General features: G+C 63.3%; 15 protein-coding genes. 6 read left to right on the top strand and 9 right to left on the bottom strand.

The window, feature by feature from the left end:
- Position 1: 1 nt before the first annotated feature.
- From NFH98_RS06655 to NFH98_RS06635, 5 genes are all read right to left on the bottom strand, one after another.
- Complete coding sequence (locus NFH98_RS06655) at positions 2-1,882, bottom strand: copper resistance system multicopper oxidase (RefSeq protein WP_349622367.1); 1,881 nt, start codon at positions 1,880-1,882, stop codon at positions 2-4.
- 68 nt (positions 1,883-1,950) lie between these two features.
- Entirely contained in the window at positions 1,951-3,300 is a 1,350-nt protein-coding gene (locus NFH98_RS06650) for an ATP-binding protein (protein WP_349622366.1), read from the bottom strand.
- Positions 3,287-3,982, bottom strand: a complete 696-nt coding sequence (locus NFH98_RS06645; protein WP_349622365.1) for a response regulator transcription factor — start codon at positions 3,980-3,982, stop codon at positions 3,287-3,289. Before NFH98_RS06645 ends, NFH98_RS06650 begins: the two co-directional genes overlap by 14 nt.
- A 50-nt stretch (positions 3,983-4,032) precedes the next feature.
- Entirely contained in the window at positions 4,033-4,521 is a 489-nt protein-coding gene (locus NFH98_RS06640) for a cupredoxin domain-containing protein (RefSeq protein ID WP_045994127.1), read from the bottom strand.
- Between the two features lie 98 nt (positions 4,522-4,619).
- Positions 4,620-5,519 carry a LysR family transcriptional regulator gene (locus NFH98_RS06635; RefSeq protein WP_045994126.1) on the bottom strand — a complete coding sequence of 300 codons (900 nt, stop codon included), beginning with the start codon at positions 5,517-5,519 and terminating at the stop codon, positions 4,620-4,622.
- 150 nt (positions 5,520-5,669) lie between these two features.
- Here NFH98_RS06635 and NFH98_RS06630 point away from each other — a divergent pair, with 150 nt between their 5' ends.
- The 5 genes from NFH98_RS06630 to NFH98_RS06610 all read left to right on the top strand — a co-directional run bounded on the left by NFH98_RS06630 (position 5,670) and on the right by NFH98_RS06610 (position 11,132).
- A complete protein-coding gene (locus NFH98_RS06630) occupies positions 5,670-6,803 on the top strand; it encodes a 4-oxalomesaconate tautomerase (RefSeq protein ID WP_045994125.1) in 1,134 nt (377 codons plus the stop codon).
- A 127-nt stretch (positions 6,804-6,930) separates the two neighbouring features.
- Entirely contained in the window at positions 6,931-8,058 is a 1,128-nt protein-coding gene (locus NFH98_RS06625) for a Bug family tripartite tricarboxylate transporter substrate binding protein (RefSeq protein ID WP_349622364.1), read from the top strand.
- 101 nt (positions 8,059-8,159) lie between these two features.
- Entirely contained in the window at positions 8,160-10,118 is a 1,959-nt protein-coding gene (locus tag NFH98_RS06620; protein WP_348815718.1) for a tripartite tricarboxylate transporter permease, read from the top strand.
- A gap of 455 nt (positions 10,119-10,573) precedes the next feature.
- The gene (locus NFH98_RS06615) at positions 10,574-10,840 is read left to right on the top strand and encodes a DUF4160 domain-containing protein (protein ID WP_108449899.1); all 267 of its coding nucleotides are present in this window, start codon (positions 10,574-10,576) and stop codon (positions 10,838-10,840) included.
- A gap of 10 nt (positions 10,841-10,850) precedes the next feature.
- The gene (locus tag NFH98_RS06610) at positions 10,851-11,132 is read left to right on the top strand and encodes a DUF2442 domain-containing protein (protein ID WP_349622363.1); all 282 of its coding nucleotides are present in this window, start codon (positions 10,851-10,853) and stop codon (positions 11,130-11,132) included.
- Positions 11,133-11,290: 158 nt separating this feature from the next.
- Here NFH98_RS06610 and NFH98_RS06605 read toward each other — a convergent pair whose 3' ends face one another.
- From NFH98_RS06605 to NFH98_RS06590, 4 genes are all read right to left on the bottom strand, one after another.
- On the bottom strand, positions 11,291-11,986 hold the full coding sequence (locus NFH98_RS06605; RefSeq protein WP_108131721.1) for a FadR/GntR family transcriptional regulator: 696 nt from the start codon (positions 11,984-11,986) through the stop codon (positions 11,291-11,293).
- A 167-nt stretch (positions 11,987-12,153) separates the two neighbouring features.
- The gene (locus tag NFH98_RS06600) at positions 12,154-13,671 is read right to left on the bottom strand and encodes a tripartite tricarboxylate transporter permease (RefSeq protein ID WP_231498536.1); all 1,518 of its coding nucleotides are present in this window, start codon (positions 13,669-13,671) and stop codon (positions 12,154-12,156) included.
- Positions 13,671-14,141, bottom strand: a complete 471-nt coding sequence (locus NFH98_RS06595) for a tripartite tricarboxylate transporter TctB family protein (protein ID WP_052704466.1) — start codon at positions 14,139-14,141, stop codon at positions 13,671-13,673. The genes NFH98_RS06600 and NFH98_RS06595 overlap by 1 nt, the downstream gene beginning before the upstream one ends.
- A gap of 183 nt (positions 14,142-14,324) precedes the next feature.
- Entirely contained in the window at positions 14,325-15,290 is a 966-nt protein-coding gene (locus NFH98_RS06590; RefSeq protein WP_349622362.1) for a Bug family tripartite tricarboxylate transporter substrate binding protein, read from the bottom strand.
- Between the two features lie 454 nt (positions 15,291-15,744).
- Between NFH98_RS06590 and NFH98_RS06585 the strand changes: the two genes are divergently transcribed.
- Entirely contained in the window at positions 15,745-16,521 is a 777-nt protein-coding gene (locus NFH98_RS06585; RefSeq protein ID WP_045994118.1) for an SDR family NAD(P)-dependent oxidoreductase, read from the top strand.
- Positions 16,522-16,687: the final 166 nt, after the last annotated feature.

Genomic DNA, 16,687 nt, shown 5'->3' with positions numbered 1-16,687 from the left:
CTCAGGCAACCTTGACGACGCGGAACATGCCGGCGTCCATGTGATAAAGAAGGTGGCAGTGGAACGCCCAGCTGCCCTCGGCATCCGCCGTGATCAGTGCAGAAAGGCGCTCGCCAGGCTTGACGTTCAGGGTGTGCTTGCGCGGAATCAGCTCGCCGGCACCATTCTCCAGCTCCATCCACATGCCGTGCAGGTGGATCGGGTGCTCCATCATGGTGCGATTGACCAGGATGAGGCGCAGACGCTCGCCCTTGTCGAAGTGGATCGGCCCCGAGACCTCACTGAATTTCTTGCCGTCGAAGGACCACATGTAGCGTTCCATGTTACCGGTCAGATGAAGCTCGAGTTCGCGACCAGGAGGACGACGGTCAGGCCATGGCGCGATGGCCTTCAAGTCCTGATACACCAGCACACGACGCTCGCGGGCATCCAGGCCGATTCCAGGCTGATCGAGGCGGGAGCCAGGCTGCGCCACGCCCACCGGTAGCATGGCTGTACCAGTGGCGCTCTCCGTACTGTCCATCTGAGCGTGATCCATTCCCGCCATGCTCGAGTGGTCCATACCGGTCATCGAGCCATGATCCATGCCGCCCATGTTCGAGTGATCCATACCGGCCATCGAGCCATGATCCATGCCCGTCATGCTCGAGTGATCCATACCGGCCATCGAGCCGTGATCCATGCCCGCCATGCTCGAGTGATCCATACCGGCCAACGAGCCGTGATCCATGCCCTCGTGGGCTCCCATGGCCTCCATTCCTCGATCGGCAATACGTCGGCGTTCCGGCAGCGGCGCCACCATCCCCATACGCGGCGCCAGGGTCCCCCTGGCAAAGCCGCTTCGGTCCATGGACTCGGCAAAGATGGTGTAGGCCACATCGTCTTTCGGCGTCACCAGAACGTCATAGGTTTCCGCCACCCCGATGCGGAACTCCTCGACGGGCACGGGCCGAACCGGCTGGCCGTCGGCCGCCACCACCGTCATTTCGAGCCCCGGAATCCGCACGTCGAAGTAGCTCATGGCGGAGCCATTGATGACACGTAGCCGCTGCGTCTCGCCGGGGCGAAACAGGGCAGTCCAATTGTCATCGGGTGAATGACCGTTGAGCAGATAGGTGTAGGTGGCGCCGGTAACATCGGCGATATCACGGGAGCTCATGCGCATCCGGCCCCACATGGCACGCGCTTCCCAGGTGGAGGCGAGCCCCTGACGGTCCACATCGGCGATGAAGTCTCCCAGGGTGCGCTCCTGGAAGTTGTAGTACCCCTCCCCGGTCTTCAGGTTGTGGAAGATGGTCGAGGGGTCCTCGAAACTCCAGTCGGTCAGCAGCAGCACGTGCTCGCGGTCATAGCGAAAGGGTTCGCGCTGTTCGGCGTCGATGACCAGGGGGCCCACATGGCCAATCTGCTCCTGCAGTCCTGAGTGGCTGTGGTACCAGTAGGTGCCGCTTTGACGGAGGGGAAAGCGGTAGGTAAAGGTTTCGCCCGGCATGATGCCGGCAAAGCTCACGCCGGGGACGCCATCCATCTCAGGCGGCAGGAGAATGCCGTGCCAGTGAATCGAGGTGGGCTCGTCCAGCAGATTGGTCACCCGCAGCGTCACGTCCTGCCCTTCCTTGAGCCGGATCAGGGGGCCAGGGCTGGTGCCGTTGAGGGTAATCGGCCGTGCAGACTGGCCAGCGATGGGCACGCTCTGGCGACGAATGGCCAGCGAGATATCCGGACCGCTTTCCACTCCCTTGGGGTAACTCGAGGTCTGCCCCCAGGGGTTGGCCCAGGCAGGCGCCAGACCGAGGGCGGCGGTGCCGATTCCCAGGGCCGCGCTTCCCTTGATGAATCCTCGTCGTGATAGCCGATGTGGCGGCAGAAGTGTCGTCGACATGGGTGCTGTCTTCCTGTGCGATGAACTTCTGCCATCTTCCATCGCCAAGCTGAAAGCCAGCTGAATCCTTAACGCACGGCCTCTCTCTCGGAGGTTGACGCCAGCGCCAACGGCAAGCGGATGGTCACCTCGAGTCCACCGCTGGGCGCCGCCCGAAAGCCGACCTCTCCCCGGTACTGCTCGACCAGTTCAAGCAGAATCGACAGGCCAATGCCGTTGCCTGGCCGCCCTTCATCCAGCCTCTGCCCTCGCCGGCCCAACAACGGCAGCAACTCCGCCGCCACTCCGGGGCCATCATCCTGGATCTTCAGCTCTAGACATCGCCCCAACGTCAGCGCGAGCCACACCGACTGGTTGGCCCACTTGCCCGCGTTGTCGAGCACGATGCCGATCATTTCCAGGAAGTCCTGTCGCTCCATCTCGATGCAGGCATCCTCGGCGTCCCCGAGCGCCATGACGAAGCGCTTGTCGGGGTAGAGGCTTCGAAACATGTCGAAAAGCTGGTCAAATTCCCGCTTGACCCGGGTGTGCTGGCCGCCACCGGGGCCCGCCAGACGCGCCTGACGCAGATGGGATTCCATCAACTCCTGCATCAGCGTCAACCGCTCCAGCAGACGCTCACGGCGGGATTTATCAAGCTCACGCTTGCTGCGCAGCGCCTGCATCACCGCTGTCAGAGGGGTCTTGAGCGCATGGGACAGGTCTGCAACGGCGTTACGCGAACGCACCAATCGGCGCTCCTGGCTGTCCATCAGACGGTTGAGCTGCGAGACCAGAGGGCGGAACTCCTGCGGCACCTTCATTCTGAGACGCTGTCGCTGACCACTTCGCAGCTCGGCCAGCTGGCGCTGCAACAGATCCAGTGGCCGCAGGGCGGCATTGACCGCCAACCCGTTAAGCAGCGAAAGAGCCAGCAGCACCAGACCTGCGATGGCGCCAATCCACCAGTGCAGTGCCGCAAGGCCTTCCTCGACGCTGTCGAAGGATTCTCCGATGAGCAGCACCCCAGGCCTGCCGTCCACCGTAAAGGTTCGCCTCAACACCAGCAGGTGACGCCCCTCCAGGTGCACATCCAGCAGCGACCTGTCAGGCCCATCCAGATGGGGCGTCAGCGCCGACAACCAGGTCGGATGGGAGGTGGTGACGATCTCGCCGCGCTTGAGCACGTAAAGATGATGAAAGACCTCGGCCGACAGGCTCGAGGGCAAGGTGGGGGCCGGTACCGGGTCTGCGGCTTGACGCAGTTGCGCCAGGCGATACTCCGCCTCCTGCCGCAGTCGATCACCCAGAAAGTCCCGCGCGGTCTCGCGCAGCAGCAGGCCATGCATGAACCAGGTCAATCCCATGACCAGCAGGGACACCGCCCCGAGGCTGACCAGCAGGCGCAGACGGAGACTATTGCGTCTAATGCGAAACAAGCACGTACCCCTGGCCCCGGCGGGTCTGGATGACATGCTTGCCCAGCAGACGCCTCAGGCGCGCGATATAGACCTCCACCAGGTTGGGCGCCGGGGCATCCTGCTCCAGGGCGTAGAGCTGATCGAGCAGCTTCGTCTTGGAGTGCACCCGGTCAGGGTGGTGCATCAGGTAGCGCAGCAGGCAGAACTCGGTGGCGGTAAGCGTCTGCCATGGGCCTCCCGCGCAACTGACCTGGCGCTGCTCCTCGTCAAGGCGGATGCCATTGACGATCAGCCGCGCCGTCAATTCGGTACGCCGCCGCAGCAGCGCCTGTACCCGCGCCAGCAGTTCCTGTTCGTGAAAGGGCTTGGTGAGGTAGTCATCAGCCCCCCGACGAAGGCCGTCCACCTTGTCCTGCCAGGCATCGCGAGCCGTCAGGATCAGCACCGGAAGGCCTAGGCCGTGTTCACGCTGGAACTCGAGCCAGTCGAGCCCCGAACCATCGGGCAGGCCGATATCCAGGATCATCAGTGCATACTCTTCGCTGTGCAACAGCGCCTTTGCCACGCTCAGTCGCTCGGCAACGTCGACGCGATAGCCATGATCATCCAGCGTATCCTTCAGACTCTCGCAGAGCAGGTCATCGTCCTCGACCAGCAACAGCTTCATCACCATCATCTCCCTGCCAGCGGGCCCAGGCATGCCACGCCTCACTCGAGCCGGACGGGGTGGCCCCGTCCCAGGCTTGCCGCCTATTCTCCCACACTCAGGGTGCCATGCATGCCCGCTTCAAAATGTCCGGGTACATTGCAGGCGAAGGTCAGCGATGCCCCCTGCTCCGGCGCCTGCCAGACAAGCGTCCTGGTCTCTCCCGGCGCCAGAGTCACCGCCGGCATGTCCATGGCGCCTTGCATCTGACTCATGTCGTGGCCGTCACCTTGCATGCCATGCCCTCCTCCCGAGGCCATCTCACGCATCATCTTGCGGTGTTCGTTCTGAGCCTCGGCGGAGCCGATCACGAACTCATGCTCGAGCTGACCGCTGTTGGTGACCTCGAAGGCCACCACCTCCCCGGGGGCAACGCTCAAGCTTTCCGGGTCGAACCAGATATCGCCGGCCTCGACGGCGATGGTGCGATCCGCCTGATCGGGGTCCATGGCGTCCGATTGAGCGTGGCCGGGACCTGCCAATGCCTGGGTCGACAATAGGCCAAGAGCGACCACCATCAGTGTGCTGCGCATGACGTCATCCTTCCGTTTTGGGTGTGTCCCTCTGTTTGTAGCGCAAGAACCTGAATCCATACTGAATCGGCGATAGATGGCTATGCGGTTCGCTGCGCCTACGAATGCTTCCACTGTTCCAGCAGCAGATCGATAAACAGCTGGGCGGTGCCCGAGATACTGTGCACGTTGCTGCGTACCAGGCCGATGGTGCGCTGGATGCGTGGCTCCGGCAGCTCCCGCGAACACAGGATCTCGTGATCCGGGCCCGGCATGGTCATGCGCGGCAGAATCGCCACTCCCAGGCCCGACTCCACCAGCCCCAGCGAGGTCGACAGATGCTGTACTTCGTAGAAGCTGTTGAGGTGGATGCCCTCGGCGGACAGCGCATTGTCCAGCAGGGTGCGATTGCCGCTGTCGCGACTGACGGTGATCAGCCGCACCTGCTCGAGGTCTGACCACTCGATCTGCTCCCTGGCCGCCAGCGGGTGATCGGAGCGCAGCGCCAAGACGAAGGGGTCTCTCATCAACTGGGTGAAAGACACCTCGGGCCGCTGGGCGCTGAACATGTTGATGCCGAAGTCGGCCTCGCCGCTGATGACCTTCTCGAGACCCTCGTTGGCGCTGACATCCAGAATACGAATACGGATGCCCGGCCAGGCCTCGCTGAACCCCCTGATCACGCTTGGCAGAAAGTAGAAGGCAGCGGTCGGCAGGCAGGCGATGGTCACGGTGCCGGTCTGGTGGGTGGCCAGCTCGCGGATACCGAGGATCGAGGACTCGTACTCTTCGATCATCCGTCGCGCCCGAGGCAGAAAGTCGGCGCCTATCGGCGTCAGCCGGGTACGCCGGGTGGTGCGCTCGAGCAGGCCCACCTCCAGCAACTCTTCGAGCTTCTGGATTCGCCGTGACAGCGCAGGCTGCGACAGGTGCAGGCGCTGAGCCGCCTCATGGAAGGAGCCCAGCTCCGCGACCTGGATGAAGGCCTGCAGATCGAGAAATTCAAGACGGTGCTGCATCGGGTCACTCTTGCATGAAGGCTTTTGGACTAATAACCATAGCGCATTAATCCTCATTTCGCATTGATAGACGCCAAACTTTGCATTTGAAGCATCAATAGACGCCTGACAAGCTGATACCACGACCTCCAACAACGGCGTGGCATCACGATGATGAACAGCATCCCCTGCATGATCATGCGCGGCGGCACCTCCCGCGGGCCCTTCCTGCGCATGAGCGACCTCCCCGACGACGAGCCCGCCAGGGCGGAAATCCTGATCAGCCTGATGGGCTCCGGCCACGCCCTGCAGATCGACGGGATCGGCGGCGGCGACCCGCTGACCAGCAAGGTGGCCATCGTCGAGCGCTCCAGCCACCCGGACGCCGACGTGGACTACCTGTTCGCCCAGGTGGACGTGCTCAACCGCCGTGTCGACTTCAACCCCAACTGCGGCAACATGCTGTCTGCCGTCGGCCCCTACGCCATCGAGTCCGGCCTGGTGGAGCCGCAACCGGACTACACCCTGGTGCGGGTACGCAACCTCAACACCCAGCGACTGATCGAGTGCCACGTACCCACCGACGCCGGCCAGGTCCGCTACGACGGCGACACTCGCATCAGCGGTGTCCCCGGCAGTTCCGCCGCCATTCAACTGAGCTTTCTCGACATCGTCGGAACCAAGACGTCGGGACTACTCCCGACCGGCCAGGCCGCCGACACCATCGACGGTGTCACCGTATCCTGCCTGGATGCGGCCACCCCGATCATCATGATCGACGCGCGAGAGCTTGGACTGAGTGGCCGCGAGACGCCGCTCGAGCTGGACGCCGACAGCGACCTGCTCAAGCGTCTGGAGAGGATCCGTCGTCATGCAGGAGAGCTGATGGGGCTTGGTGACGTCAGCGACAGCGTGCTACCGAAGCCCGTACTGGCCTCGCCCGCCGAGGATGCCGAGCGCACCCTGTGCACCCGCTACTTTGTCCCCCATCGCTGTCACAAGGCGATCGCTGTCACCGGTGCCATCGCTGTGGCGAGCGCCGTCAGCGTCCCTGGCACCGTCGCCAATCGCATCGCCATCGATGCAGGGCAGCTCAAGGCCGGTGACCTCAAGGCGGCCGTCAGCCTGGAGCACCCGTCAGGGTTCATCGACCTCCAGGTGGAGCACCGCGACGGCGATCCCGGCGATATCGCCCGGGCCTCATTGATCCGCACCGCCAGAAAGATCATGAGCGGCACCCTGTTCTATGCCCTGCCCGACCCTACTCTGCCCGGCACGCCTTCCAGCCGCCCCGGCCCGGACTGATCTGCACCGACAAGGACGCTGCCGGCTGCGCCGAGCGCCGCCGCGCCCGACAACCACAACCGCCATAACAATCACCACCTCCCCAACCGACATAATAATCGTCACAACGACCGTCAGGAGACACGCCATGATGACCCGTAAACCTTCCTCGTTCACCGCATCACGCCTCGCCTTGTCCCGCGTTACCAGGGCCGCGGCACTCGGCATCGCCATCGCAGGCGCCAGCCTCGCCGGCAATGCCCAGGCCGCAGAGGTCGAGGTACCCGCCAATATCAAGTGGACCGTGCCGTTCGGCGTCGGCGGCGGCACCGATGTGTGGGCGCGCTTCTTTTCACCCTGGCTCAGCGACTATATCTCCGGCGAGCCGACCATCATGATCGACAACGTCCCGGGAGGCGGCTCGATCAATGGCGCCAATCTGTTCGCCATGCGCGCCAAGGCCGACGGTTCAAACTGGCTCGGCACATCGGCATCCACCCAGTACCCGGCGATGCTGGATGATCGCCGCGTACGCTATGACTACAGCGAATGGACGCCGATCCTGGCGACCCCCACCGGCGGGGTGGTTTATGGCCAGCCGAGCCTTGGCGACACCGCCGACGCGGCGATCGATGCCCTGCTCAGCCAGCCGGTCAAGCTGGCCGCCCAGAACCCCACCGGTCTCGAGCTGCCCGTGCTGATCGCCCTCGACCTGCTCGGCGCCGACGTCCAAGCGGTGTTCGGTATGCGTAGCCGCGGCGAGGGACGACTGGCCTTCGAACGCGGCGAAGCGGACATCGATTTCCAGACCAGCTCGGCCTACCTGAGCAACGTCACCCCGCTGGTCGAGTCCGGCAAGGCAGTGCCGCTGTTCTCGCTGGGCCTGCTCGACGACGACGGCAAGATTGTTCGCGACCCGGCCTTCCCAGACCTGCCGACCTTCAACGAGGTCTACCAGGCGCGTCACGGCGAGGCGCCCTCCGGGCCTGCCTATGAGGCATTTCGCAAGTTCTTCGCCTCTGGCTTCGCCCTGCAGAAGTTGATCATGGTGCCCAGGGACACCCCTCAGGAGCTGGTCGACGCCTACCGTGACGCTGCCCGCGAGTTCGTCGCCACCGATGAGTTCAAGCAGGACGCAGAGGCCCAGCTCGGTCCCTATACCCCGGTCATCGGTGACGTCATCCAGCGCCACCTGGAAGACGCCATGTCGATCGATGAGGCGACCCGTGAGTGGCTGGCCAAGTGGCTCGAGGAGAAGCACAACGCCAGGATCTGACACCGTTCGGGAAGCGCCGGCCGCGACGGCCGGCGCCTCCTGGCTCAACGACTTCAACAAGACGCCCTCGGGCGTCACCAACAACTCGAGAGCCACACGCCATGCTTGATATCCTTCTTTCCAGCCTGGGACAGCTGTTTACCCTGTCCCATCTGCTGTTCATGACGCTGGGGGTGCTGGTTGGCCTGGTCGTCGGCATCATTCCAGGCCTAGGCGGCATCGCCGGCATGTCGCTGCTGCTGCCCTTTCTCTACGGCATGGAGCCCACGGTCGCACTCGGCATGCTGATGGGCCTGGTGGCGGTCATCCCCACCGGCGACACCTTCGCCTCCGTGCTGCTGGGCATTCCCGGCTCCAGCGCGTCCCAGGCCACCGTCATCGACGGTTTCTCCCTGGCCAAGAAAGGCCAGGCTGCACGGGCCCTGTCCAGCGCCTTTCTGTCTTCGATGATCGGCGGCCTGATCGGTGCCGTGGTGCTGACCGGCTTTATCCTGATCGCCAGGCCGCTGGTGCTGTCGTTCTCGTCATCGGAACTGTTCATGCTGACCCTGCTCGGGCTTTCCATGGTGGCAGTGCTGTCGGGAGCCGACCTGTTCAAGGGTCTGGCCGCCTGTGGCCTGGGTCTGCTGGTGGGCGGTATCGGCATGGCACCAGCCACCGGAGAATTTCGCCTGAACCTCGACATCGACTACCTGTTCGATGGCCTGCCGCTGGTAGTCGTCGGCCTCGGCATCTTCGCCCTGCCGGAGATCATCGATCTGCTGGTCAAGCGAGGCGCCATCGCCGAGAAGCCCTGCCGCCTGGGCGAAGGCTGGCGTCGCGGTATCCAGGACGTCGGCCAGCAGCGCGGGCTGGTCGCACGCTGCGCCGCCATCGGCAGCCTGGTCGGCACCATTCCGGGGCTCGCTGGCTCGGTGGTGGACTGGCTGACCTACGGCCATGCGGTGCAATCGGCCAAGGACAGCTCCGAGTTCGGCAAGGGGGATATTCGCGGCGTCATCGCCCCGGAGTCGGCCAACAACGCCTGCGCCTGTGGCGCGATGGTGCCGACCTTGCTGTTCGGGGTGCCCGGCTCGGGCACTGCGGCGGTGTTCCTGGGCGGCCTGCTGCTGCTCGGCCTGCAGCCCGGGGTCGGCATGATCGAGACCCATCTGGACCTGACCTACACCATCATCTGGTCGCTGGCCCTCGCCAATATCCTCGGCGCCGCGCTATGCCTGATCCTGGCCCGTCCCGTGGCCAACCTGACCCGGGTGCCCTTTGCCACCCTGGCGCCACTGATCACGGTGCTGATCATGTTCGCCGCCTTCCAGGCCACCCGCGCCACCGGCGATCTGCTCGCACTGGGTGCCATCGGCGTGCTGGGCGTGCTGTTCAAGCAGGCCAACTGGTCACGTCCGGCCTTCCTGATCGGTTTTGTGCTGGCACCGGGCGCCGAGGCCTACTTCTACCAGGCGGTCCAGTTCCAGGGCACCGACGCCTTCCTGCGCCCCGGCGTGCTGATCATCGGCGCCATGATTCTTGCCGCCATGTTCATTCCGGTGATCGGCAAGCAGATCAAGAAGCGGCGTCAGCCGATGTCGGTGGGCGCCGCGGCCACCGAACCGAAGCCCGACGCTGAATCCCATCGTCTGGGGATCATCGATATCGTGCTGCTGGGAGCCCTGCTGGTGCTGGCGGCCAGCGCCTGGGTCAACGTCTCGGAGCTGTCACTGATCGGCGGCATCATGCCACGGCTCGCGATTGCCATCATGGCCCTCGCCTGCCTGGCCGAGATCGTCCGCAGCGTGGTACGTCGCCCCCGCTGGGAGCGTCAGACCTTCGCCCGAGAAGCCATCTGGCTGGTCGGCTTCTTTGCCCTCGTCGCCGCCATGCTGACGCTGGGCTTCATCACCACGGCCACACTGTTCACCCTGGTGTTCCTGCTGGCCATCGCCAAGCTCAAGCCCTGGGTCGCGGTGCTGATGGCGCTGGGGGTACTGGCATTCCTGCTGGCCATGGCAGAGTTTCTGACCCTGACCTATCCCCAGGGCATCCTCGACCCGCTGTTGTTCTACTGACCCCCGAAGCGACCCGCAGCAGCCCTGCGAGTACGAAAGCCACCGCTGTACACCGTTGTAAAGAGATAAGCCCCGCCTCGGCGGGGCTTATCCTGTAAAGACGTGCGTGAGGGGAACACCATCGAGGTCGACGAGCATCGTCGACGGGGCTCGCTCGCTGGCCGGGCTATCGATCATAGCGAGGGCCACGAACTTGGCCTGAGCCACCTCGAGATTCACCAGCGTCGGCAAGATCCCCTCTGGCGGCAACGAGCCTTAGGAAAACGACTGACTGTCAGCCGCCTAGTGGATACGATTGGAGTCGGGCGTGCCATCTGGACATGACCGCCGCGCCCCGGCTAGCTTCACAATAGGCCGCCTGAGCTCGGAGCTGCTATTCACACTACTTCCTGTCAGGCCTCTCGCACACCATTGCCACGAGAGCAGCACCAGCATATTCGGGCAGGAGAGGTTGAATGCCTACAATTTCAATGTTTTATGGCATCATCATTCGGATGTACTATGCTCCAAAAGAACACCCGCCGCCGCATTTCCATGTCTACTACGGCGAACACAAGGGAACGATCAATATCCGTACATGTGAGATTATTCAAGGAGATCTGCCAAGGAAGCAAACCAAGCTTGTCCTGGCATGGGCCGAGCTTCATCAGGACGAATTGATGGCAGACTGGCGACTGGTCATGAACGGCGAAGAACCCTTCAAGATCCAGCCGTTACAGTGAGGGGGAAATCATGTACCCATCTGTGAAAAAGGTTACACCGATTGACGACTATCGCCTCTCGATCCATTTTGACAACGGAGAGAATGGCGTCCTGGATATGAAACCCTACCTGGATTTTGGAGTGTTTCAGAAGCTAAAGGATCGCAAGGCATTTGATCGCGTTCGGGTATCGTTTGACACCATCGAATGGGATTCAGGAATCGATCTTGACCCAGAGTTTGTCTATGTCAAAAGCCAGCGTACTGACGTGCCACATGGAGAGACAAGCGAAGAACAGGGCACACACAGCTAAGTACGCCACCAGGCCAGACAGCTGGGCTGTCCATGTGCAGATAAAGAACACTCGCTCGGGAATACCTTCCTAATCTTCCGAGTCCCGAGCCACTCAGCGACCCACTTCAAACTATCCTGGAGGGCCGCGCTCGGGCACGCCAGCACTCCCCCGCACCCCTATTGGCTCCCCTCGAACATGCGATGCCGGGCGTTGTCGATATGGGCGCGCATGGCGGCTTCGGCGCGCTCGCCATCCTTGTCGCTGATCGCCTCGACGATCGCCAGGTGCTCATCCTGGACCAGCTTCAAGCGCTCCTGAGAGGCCATCAATGACAGCCCCCGGGTCAGGTTCATGCCTTCCTTGATGCTCTCGTTGAGCGACTTCAGTACGGTGATGTAGTAGTGGTTGCTGGCCGCCTCGGTGATCGCCAGGTGGAAGCGATAATCCTCGTCGGTGGCCAGATCGTGGCGGGCGTTGGCCTCATCGATGATGTCGTAGCAGCGACGGATCTGGTCGAGCTGGTCCTGGGTGCGTCGCAACGCCGCCAGGTGCGCCGCCCGCGCCTCGACATTGGTACGAAACTCGAAGCAGCGCTGGATATCGGCGATGCTCGAGATCGGCGCGAACTTGAGCACCGCACTGTCGGGCTGACGGATCACGAAACTGCCGGAGCCCCGCCGGGACACCACCAGTTCGTCTTCCTTGAGGCGCGCCAGGGCATCGCGCAGCACCGGCCGGGACACTTCGTAGCGCTGGCACAGTTGCGCTTCGGTCGGCAGCTTCTTGTTGACCGGATACTGGCCCTCGATGATCGCTTCCAGAATCTTCTCGTAGACCGCCGAAGCCAGTGAAAATTTTTCGTCTTGTGCCATCTTGCCCTGCTCCGGTTCTCTGTTCCCTGGAAGCCGCCTGACTTGTACCATCAGGCGCCACCTCCCTTTTACCACTGCAAAAGGCGCCCCGCATTGGGCCTTTAGGCCATACAGGGCGCCTCTCGCCTCTTCCTGCCCTATCCGGGCGGATCACCACCGCCTGCGGATCAGGATGCCTCGGTGGTGACTCCGCCGCCCTTGCCGGCCTTGCGGCCCTTCCACACGCCGTTGGCGATGATCAGGGTCCAGGTCAGGATCGCCAGCCCCGCCAGCACCATGGCGATGGGTCGGTCGACGAAGGCCATCAGGTCACCGTCTGACTTGAGGATCGAGCGCATGAAATTGCTCTCGATGATCGGGCCGAGAATAAAGGCCAGAATCAGCGGGCCCAGCGGGAAATCATTCTCCATCAGGAATACGCCGACCAGTCCCAGACCGAGCATCACCCAGACATCGAACATGCTGTTATTGGCGGAGAAGGCCCCCACGATACAAAACATCAGGATCAATGGGTAGAGAACGCCAGTGGGCACGGCCAACAGCCTGCCGGCGCCCTTGATCGCCATCAGCCCCAGCGGCAGCAGCAACAGGTTGGCCAGCACGAACACCATGAAGATGGCGTTGACCAGAGCCCCCTGCTCGGTGAAGACGTCGGGGCCCGGGGTGATGCCCTTGGTGGTCAGCACACCGATGATGATGGCGGTGACGGTATCACCCGGAATGCCGAACACCAGGGCCGGGATATAGGCGCCGGACAGGGCCGCGTTGTTGGCGGCGCTGGCCGAGACCAGCCCTTCCGGATGGCCGGTGCCGTACTTCTGCGGCTCCCGCGACAGTTTGCGGCTGATGGCATAGCTGATCCAGGAGGCGATGTCGGCGCCGGCGCCCGGCAGTGCACCGATCATGGTGCCGAGCAGCCCGCCACGGGCGACGCCGCCCTTGTAACGCCAGGTGGTACGGGCCACGCCGTCGAGCAGCTTGCCCTTGGGCGTTTCCACCCTTGAGGCGCGCTGCCCGGCGTTGGGCAGGCTGCGCAGCAGCTCGGTGATGGCGAACAGGCCGATCAGCACCGGCAGCAACGAGATACCCGCGAGCAGGTCATAGCTGCCCATGGTGAAGCGCATCTGGCCGGATACACTGTCCATGCCGATCATCGCCAGCGACAGGCCGATCAGCATCGAGATGGCGCCCTTGAGCGGATCACCACCGGCGACCAGAATCGCACAGGACAACCCCAGCAGCGCCAGCCAGAAGTACTCGTCGCTGGTGAACTGCAGCGCAAATTCGGCGATCCGCGGGGCAAACAGCGCCAGCACCGCGACCCCGATGATGCCACCGAGCATCGAGCAGGTGACGTTGATACCAAGCGCCAGGCCAAGCTTGCCCTTCTTGCCCATCAGGTAGGCTTCGTCGGCGTAGACCGCCGACGCTGGCGTCCCCGGCATGCGCAGCAAGGCACCGGGAATGTCACCGGCGACAATCGCCATGGCGGTGGCGGAGACGATGGCGGCGATGGCCGGCAGCGGCTCCATGAAAAAGGTCACCGGCACCAGCAAGGCGGTTGCCATGGTGGCGGTGAGACCAGGGATGGCCCCCATGAAGAGCCCGAACAACGAGGCGGCGACAATTACCAGCAGCACCTCGCCGTCGAGCACCATGGCAGCGGCTTGCATCAATTCATTCATCAGTAGAGCACCCGTTCAAGCAGTCCTGCCTCCAGCGGCACGTGCAGAAGCTGTGCGAACAGCATCCAGATCACGGTTGTGGCAATCACCGCGATCAACAGTGCACGCCCCCAACCACGACGGTGATAGGCGCGAAACAACAGCGTCAGAAGCGCCACCGCAACGATCGGAAATCCCAGCAGCGGCGTGAGCACCACGTAGGCGATGACACTGGCGACCACCGCCGCCAGCGCCAGTACAAACGCTCGGCCGGTTACCTTGGAGGTCCAGCGCGCCCAGGGCTGGCGTTGGCGCAGGCCCTTGAGCACCAATAGCCCTCCCATCAACAGCAGCAGGGCCCCCACCACCTTGGGGAAGGTGCCGGCGCCATAGACCTGGCGCGGCAGCGGACTCAAGTCCGCGGAAGCGACGATGAGGGCGGCCCCGAGGGCCGCCGCCATGGTTCCCGATACCGCGTCACTGGTACGCATGATGACGATCTCCCGGGCGTTACCGCACCTTTGTCAGTGCGCCGCCGATGCGGCGCTCAATCGGGTGTATTGCAGACTGTGCCAGCCGACCGCTCGGTGAGCTTTCTGTCACCGAGCGATCTGTCACTGGGCCCTCGGTTACTGGGCCTTCAGTTACTGGGCCTTCAGTTTCTGGACTCTCGGTTACTGGGCCAGGCCAAGCTTGTCGATGATGGAGGCGTTGTTGGCATCCTGTTCGGCCATGAATGCCTCGAAACCTTCCGGGCCTTCCCACACGGTGCCGAAGCCACGACCGTCCATGAACGACTGGAAGTCCTCGGAGTTCCACACCGTCTCGGCGGCGCTCAAAAGGCGCTCGGAGACGTCTTCAGGCAGACCCTCGGGGCCGACCAGGCCACGCCAGGAACCGTGAGACCAGTCATCACCGGTCACCTCGCCGGCCGCCGGGATATCCGGGAAGGCTTCTTCGCGTTCACTGGACAGCACCGCCAGAGTGCGGACGCGGTCGGATTCGCGCATGGACTCGGTTTCCGGCAGCGACGAGAAGACGATGTCGACACCGCCCGCCGCCAGCTCCTGCAGGCCCGGCGCGGCGCCTTCGCTGGGTACCAGATTGACGGTATTCGGATCGATGCCCTGCTGGTCGAGGAAGCCGGCGAACGACAGGTGGTAGGCAGCACCTGGCGCAGAACCCGATACGGTGTACTCGTTGGGTGACGCGGCCAGGTCGGACAGGGCGTCATCCAGGTTCTGCCAGGGCGACTCTGCGTTGACAGTGAAGGCCGCATAATCGAGGTTGAGCAGCGCGATTGGGGTAAAGTCCTCATAGGACAGGTCGGCGGTGCCGATATGGCGATAGGTCGCGATCTCGGCGGTGCCCAGGCCCAGGGTATAGCCATCGGGACGCGCCATCTTCATCGCCATGTGGCCGACCACACCGGAGCCACCGGTACGGTTGACCACGTTGACCGGCTGCCCCAGCTCTTCCTGCAGACCGGCGGCAAACTGACGACCGACGGCGTCGGTGCCGCCACCGGCGGACCAGGGCACGATCAGGGTGATCGGCTTGGAGGGATAGTCGTCACCGACGGCAACCGTGGAGGTGGCCACCAGCAGGGAGGCGCAAAGCAGGCGTGGGAGCGTTCGCATGATTTATCTCTCTTGTCGTCGAGCGTCTGGGGATCCGGTCAAGGTCGTGGCGACCCGCCACCGGAAAGAACGCTTGCAAGAGTGCCGCCACGGCGCCAACTAGACAAGTTATTACAACTTATACTTTATGCTAACGGGCCCCGGAGACGAGCCGTCACCGCCACCTGTCGAGAGGAAAAATCGATCGCCGACACCCCACTAAAACCTTTTATTTACAAAGATTTAACAAACAAATCAATCGTAAGCACTGCGCTTTCCAAAGTTCTCTTTGACAGCAGCTCCCTGCCTACAAGACCAAAGTACCATGCCCACTTGTTAGTATTTGTTTGAAGTCCATCAGGCGCTAGGCTAAGGTTTATCCCACAATCCCAGGCTGGTCGCGCTGCGCCCTCCTTTCTCCTATCAACATCCATGATGCGGCCTGTTGCAGGCCCGATTCGTTCAGGAGCACTTCATGTTCGCCGATCTCAACGACAAGACCGTCCTTATCACCGGCTCCACCAAGGGCATCGGTCGTGCCGCCGCGGTGGCCTTCGCCCGCCAGGGTGCCATCGTCGGCATCAACAGCAGCCAGAAGGACAGCGCCGCCGAGGAGCTGATCGCCCAGCTGGAGTCCGAGGGTGCGCGCTTCGCCTACTATGAGCGCGACCTGACCAAGAGCGGCGAGTGCGAGACCCTGGTCAACGAATTTGTCGATCAGTTCGGCAGCCTTGACGTGCTGGTGAACAACGCCGGCGGCCTCGGCGTTCGCAAGGGCCTCGAGTCCCTCGAGGACGACGACTTCAACCTGGTGATGGACCTGAACCTGCGCTCGGTGATCATGACCACCCGCTTCGCCATGCCGCACCTGAAGGCCTCCGCCGAGAAGCGCGGCGAGACCGCCAGCGTCATCAGCACCGGTTCTATCGCCGGTCGCGAAGGCGGTGGCCTCGGCGCCTCCCTGTACGGCGGCTCCAAGGCCATGCTGCACAACCTGCATCGCAACTGGGTGAAGGAATTCACCAAGGACAACGTGCGCTTCAACATCGTCGCACCGGGCACCATCGACACCGCCTTCCACGCAGACAAGAGCGCTGAGGTGAAAGAGAAGATCGCCTCCACTATCGCCATGGGCCGCCTTGGCACCTCCGAGGAGGTTGCACCGTCCTTCCTGTTCCTGGCCTCCCACGCTGCCAGCGGCTACATCACCGGCCAGGTGATCGACGTCAACGGCGGCCAGATGTGCCCCTGAGGCATATCGCAGCATCCCGGGCCACCGGCATGACGGCGCTATCGACGTCTACCCCTTGAGCCCCGAGCGGCCGGACATGCTTCCGGCCGCTTCGCTATCCACTCCCCTACTCGGCGTTCGTGCGCGTCGACCCCGGTTTGGCAGCGGCCGCCCCTTGCCACCTTCC

The sequence above is a fragment of the Halomonas sp. H33-56 genome, assembly GCF_040147035.1.
Taxonomy (GTDB): Bacteria; Pseudomonadota; Gammaproteobacteria; order Pseudomonadales; family Halomonadaceae; genus Halomonas; species Halomonas litopenaei.
This window is presented reverse-complemented; position numbering and strand designations above follow the sequence as displayed.